Origin of the sequence: Halomonas sp., from assembly GCF_014859505.1 — a bacterium.
GTDB lineage: Bacteria > Pseudomonadota > Gammaproteobacteria > Pseudomonadales > Halomonadaceae > Halomonas.
Window position 1 is genome coordinate 1 of record NZ_JACUUD010000178.1, and the last position, 4,561, is coordinate 4,561.

5 protein-coding genes and 1 pseudogene are annotated in these 4,561 nt (G+C 68.3%); all 6 read right to left on the reverse strand.

The features are described from left to right. A pseudogene (locus IBX53_RS14790) lies at nt 1–543 on the reverse strand (molybdopterin molybdenumtransferase MoeA); the annotation flags it as partial. After that, the gene (moaB, locus tag IBX53_RS14795) at nt 540–1,124 is read right to left on the reverse strand and encodes a molybdenum cofactor biosynthesis protein B (protein WP_290910744.1); all 585 of its coding nucleotides are present in this window, start codon (nt 1,122–1,124) and stop codon (nt 540–542) included. The pseudogene IBX53_RS14790 and the gene moaB, both read right to left, overlap by 4 nt. Nucleotides 1,125–1,206: 82 nt before the next feature. Beyond that, nucleotides 1,207–2,022 carry a peptidylprolyl isomerase gene (locus tag IBX53_RS14800; protein WP_290910747.1) on the reverse strand — a complete coding sequence of 272 codons (816 nt, stop codon included), beginning with the start codon at nt 2,020–2,022 and terminating at the stop codon, nt 1,207–1,209. 12 nt (nt 2,023–2,034) lie between these two features. Then, nucleotides 2,035–2,724, reverse strand: coding sequence for a respiratory nitrate reductase subunit gamma (narI, locus tag IBX53_RS14805; protein WP_290910749.1), 690 nt, complete (start codon nt 2,722–2,724; stop codon nt 2,035–2,037). A gap of 13 nt (nt 2,725–2,737) precedes the next feature. Continuing rightward, nucleotides 2,738–3,517, reverse strand: coding sequence for a nitrate reductase molybdenum cofactor assembly chaperone (gene narJ / locus IBX53_RS14810; protein WP_290910752.1), 780 nt, complete (start codon nt 3,515–3,517; stop codon nt 2,738–2,740). Further along, nucleotides 3,510–4,561, reverse strand: a 1,052-nt coding sequence (narH, locus tag IBX53_RS14815) for a nitrate reductase subunit beta (protein WP_290910755.1), incomplete at its 5' end; no start/stop codon positions are given. The genes narJ and narH, both read right to left, overlap by 8 nt.

Sequence of the window (4,561 nt, forward strand, 5' to 3'; positions counted from 1 at the left end):
TATCACCGCCACCTCGCCGACGCCGTGGCTGGCCAGCAGGGCGATGGCCGCGGCGTCCAGGCGCGACCCGCCCGGCAGCAGCAGCTCGCCCGCACGAGTCTCCTCGCCGCGATGGCGGATATTGGCGCCCGCGGCGAGATCGCCATCGACATGCAGGCGGCCTTCGCCGTCCAGGCGCACCCACTCCTGGGGCACCACGGCGTCGGCACCCAGCGGCACCGGCGCACCGGTGAAGATCCGCGCGCAGCCCCCTTCGGGAAGCTGCAGCACGCCGGCACCGGCCGGCACGCGCAGCATCACCGGCAGGCCCGCGGAAGAAAGCTCCGCCAGCCGCAGGGCGTAGCCGTCCATGGCGCTGTTATCGACACCCGGCATGTCCAGGGTCGCCCGCACCTCATCAACCAGCACCCGCCGGGCGGCCTCGGCGAGCATCACTCGCTCGGACCCGCGGATGGGCCTCGCCGCGGCGATCATCCGCGCCCGGGCGTCGAAGAGGTCGAGCAGCCCCGGGGTGACGACCTCGGCGCAGCCGCAGCCGCTCATGATTCCACCGCCTGACGGACCGCTTCGGTCTCGGGCGCCTGCCGACTGGCGCAGCGCTCGGCGTCCGGCAGCACCATGGCCACGAAGTTGCAGGGCCGGGTGCGGGCATCGAGCTGGGCGGCCAGGATGCCGTCCCAGGCGGTGGCGCAGGCCTTCGGCGAGCCGGGCATGGCAAATACCAGGGTGCGATCGATCAGCCCGGCCACGGCACGGGACTGGATGGTGGAGGTGCCGATGCTCGCAAGCGACAGCTGGCGAAACAGCTCGCCATAGCCGTCGATGGCCTTGTCGAACAGTGGGGTAAGCGCCTCCGGCGTGGTATCGCGGGGCGTAAAGCCGGTGCCGCCATTGACCAGCACCACCTGGATATCGTCACGCACCACCCACTTGGAGACCACCGCGCGAATGCGGTAGACATCGTCGGGGACGATGCGCCGCTCGACCAGCGCATGGCCGGCCTCGGTGAGGCGCTCGGCGAGCAGGTCACCGCTGCCATCCTCCTCGAACCCGCGGGTGTCGGAGACGGTCAGCACGGCGATGCCCAGCGGGGCGAAGGGAGTGTCGGCGTGGACATGGGCCATGGAGTCCTCCTGGCCGCCCATGGCGCGGGCGGCGGCAAGCAAAGGGAAAGCGCGTGAGGGAGGGCCGAGCACGGCCCTCGTCTCACTGCATCAGCGAGTTGGCGCTGTCGTCATCCAGGGTGACCCCCTCGACGCCGATCTCCGCCTCCAGCATCAGCAGATAGTGGCGCAGCGCACGACGGGTGGACTGTTCGCGCAGGCTGTGGCGCACGCGCTCGGCCACCTGCTCATAGGGCAGCTCGCGGCCCTCGCGACGCTCGTCGATGCTGACCAGGTGCCAGCCGTAGCGGGAGGCCAGGGGACGGTCGTGCAACCCTTCCGGCAGGTGCTGCAGGGCGCGGTCCAGCTCGGCGACGGTCTGCCCCGGGGCCAGCCAGCCCAGCTCGCCGCCCTGCTCCTTCGAGGGGCAGGCAGAGTGGCGCATGGCGAACTCGGTGAAACGCTCGGAAATCTCGGCGAGCGCATTGAGGAGCTTTTCGCCCTGGCGATAGCCGGCATCCCGGGCCTCGGCGTCATCCGGCGCCGCGGCCAGCAGGATATGGCGCACCCTCAGGAGGGTGGGCTCGCTGAAGCGCTCGGGGTGGGCGGCATGGAAGCGGCGGCAGTCCTCCACGGAGGGCTCCGGCACGTCAAGCTCGTGCTCCAGCAGGGCGGCGATGGCGGCATCGGCGTCGTCCAGCGCCTCGCCTTCGGCGAGGCCCAGTGCCGCGGCGCGCTGGCTCAGCAGCTCGCGCACCACCAGCGCCCGGGCCGCCTTGAGCTGGGCGGTCCCGGCGGAGTCCGCCGGGTGGTACTGCATCTCCTGGGCGATGTCGGCCTCCTCGATGGTGACCGCGCCGACCCGGATGGGAGGGGGGCTCGCGCCCCCCGGGATCAGTTCGATATCGATCTTCTGCATGGTGATGACTCCTCAGCCCCGCTTGCGCACGAGCTGGTAGCGACGGGTGATATAGCCGAACGGAACGCTCCACACGTGGACCAGGCGCGAGAAGGGGAAGAGCAGGATGATGGTCAGCCCCAGGAAGATATGCAGCTTGTAGATCCAGGAGACGTTCTCCATGTAGGCTGCCGCGCCGCCGCCGAAGAAGACGATGGCCTGGGCCCAGCTGGAGAGGGTGACCATCATCTCGCCGTCCATGTGGCCCAGCGAGAAGAGGATGGTGACCATGCCCAGGAAGGCCTGGAAGACGATCAGCCCGAGGATAACGGTGTCCATGGGGCTGGATGAGGCCCGCACCCTGGGGTTGGTAATGCGGCGGTGCAGCAGCATGGCGCCGCCCACCAGGCACATGGCCCCGGCGATGCCGCCCACCACGATGGCCAGCAGCTGCTTGGTGCCAGCATGCAGGAAGGGCGAGTAGACCCAGTGCGGCGTCAGCATGCCGAACAGGTGACCGAAGAAGATCACGATGATGCCGATATGGAAGAGGTTGCTGGCCAGGCGCATGTTCTTCGAGGAGAGCATCTGACTGGAGCCGGCCTTCCAGGTGAACTGGCCGTGGTCGTAGCGCAGCAGGCTGCCGACCAGAAAGACGGTGCCGACCAGATAGGGGTAGTAGCCGTAGATCAGGTGGTCGAGATAGGTACCGAATGCGGACATGGTGATTCTCCTGTTAACGACCCGTCACCGGAGGCATCGCCTCGGGTGAGAGAATGCGAACGGCCTCGCTCTGGACGCCCTGCTTGCGCTCGGCCAGGCGGCGGCCCTCGGCGGATTGCAGGGCGCAATCCTCGTCGGACTCGGCGGAGAAGCGCACCGCCTCCTCTTCCCAGACCGCATCCAGCGCCTCGGGGGTGTCATCGCGAGTCTCGCCCTGGACCTCCTCGCGGTGGGCATCGGCCTCTGCCTCGGCGCCGATCAATGCCAGCAGCGCACGCGGCACCAGGGCATGATCGGAACCGCGCTCCTCCAGGCGCGCGGTGATCAGGCCGAGGATATGCCGGATCTCGCCCAGCCAGCGGCCGATCTCGGCCTCCTCCCGGGTCGAGAGGTACTCCAGGAAGATCGGCAGGTAGTCGGGCAGCTCCCGGGCATCCAGCTCGAAGCCCGCAGCGTTGTATTCCGCCATGAGGTCGACCATGGCCTGGCCGCGATCGCGGGACTCGCCGTGGACGTGTTCGAACAGCAGCAGCGAGGTGGCGCGCCCCTTGTCGAAGCGGGCCACGTACTCGGACTGCAGCTCGAGCAGGTCGCCGTCGGCAATGCGCTGGCACCAGTCCATCAGGGCGGTGCACAGCGCCGCCGGCAGGCGGCGCTCCTGGTCGATGATCTCGATAAGCTCGCCGATCGCGGCCTGGAGCTCCTCGGTGGGGTAGTCGAGCAGGCGGGCCAGCACGCGCAGGCTGCGCATGCCGACGGCCGGCGCGGCCATCTTGAGGGCGGCATCAGTCATGACGGGCCTCCTCGGCTTTCGGGTCGAAGGATTCCACCGGCTTGACCAGGGTGGTGGTCTGGGAGCGGCCGTTGAACAGGCTCGACTTGTTCTCGCCGTGGCAGCCGTCGCCGAAGGTGAAGCCGCAGCCACCCCGCTCCGGGAAGGCCTCGGTGGCCATCTCGCGGTGGCTGGTGGGGATCACGAAGCGGTCCTCGTAGTTGGCGATGGCCAGGTAGCGGTACATCTCCTCCACCTGGGCCTCGGTCAGCTCGACATCCTCCAGCACGCTGGTATTCGGCTGGCCGTCCACGTGCTTGCCCCGCATGTAGAGGCGCATGGCCATCAGGCGCTTGAGCGCCAGCACCACGGGGGCCTCCTCACCGGCGGTGAGCATGTTGGCGAGGTAGCGTACCGGGATGCGCAGCGACTCGATCTTCGGCATCACGCCGTCGAACTCGATCTTGCCGGCATCAAAGGCGGACTGGATCGGCGAGAGCGGCGGCACGTACCAGACCATCGGCAGGGTGCGGTACTCCGGGTGCAGCGGCAGTGCCAGGCCCCACTCCATGGCCATCTTGTAGACCGGCGATGCCTGGGCGGCCTTGATCACGTTCTCGGTGATGCCGTCCTTCCTCGCCTGGGCGATCACTGCCGGGTCGTTGGGATCCAGGAAGATCTCGCACTGGCGATGGTAGAGGTCGCGCTCGTCCGGGGAACTGGCCACTTCCTCGATGCGGTCGGCATCGTAGAGGAGCACGCCGAGGTAGCGGATGCGACCCACGCAGGTCTCGGAGCAGATGGTCGGCTGCCCGGCCTCGATGCGCGGGTAGCAGAAGATGCACTTCTCCGATTTCCCGGTCTTCCAGTTGTAGTAGATCTTCTTGTAGGGACAGCCGGAGATGCACATCCGCCAGCCGCGGCACTTGTCCTGGTCGATCAGGACGATGCCGTCCTCCTCGCGCTTGTAGATCGCACCGGACGGGCAGCTCGCCACGCAGGTCGGGTTGAGGCAGTGCTCGCACAGGCGCGGCAGGTACATCATGAAGGTGTTCTCGAACTGGC

Coding starts and splice junctions, on each gene's coding strand:
- moaB (WP_290910744.1), bottom strand. CDS start 1,124: ATGGCCCATGTCCACGCCGACACTCCCTTCGCCCCGCTGGGCATCGCC.
- IBX53_RS14800 (WP_290910747.1), bottom strand. CDS start 2,022: ATGCAGAAGATCGATATCGAACTGATCCCGGGGGGCGCGAGCCCCCCT.
- narI (WP_290910749.1), bottom strand. CDS start 2,724: ATGTCCGCATTCGGTACCTATCTCGACCACCTGATCTACGGCTACTAC.
- narJ (WP_290910752.1), bottom strand. CDS start 3,517: ATGACTGATGCCGCCCTCAAGATGGCCGCGCCGGCCGTCGGCATGCGC.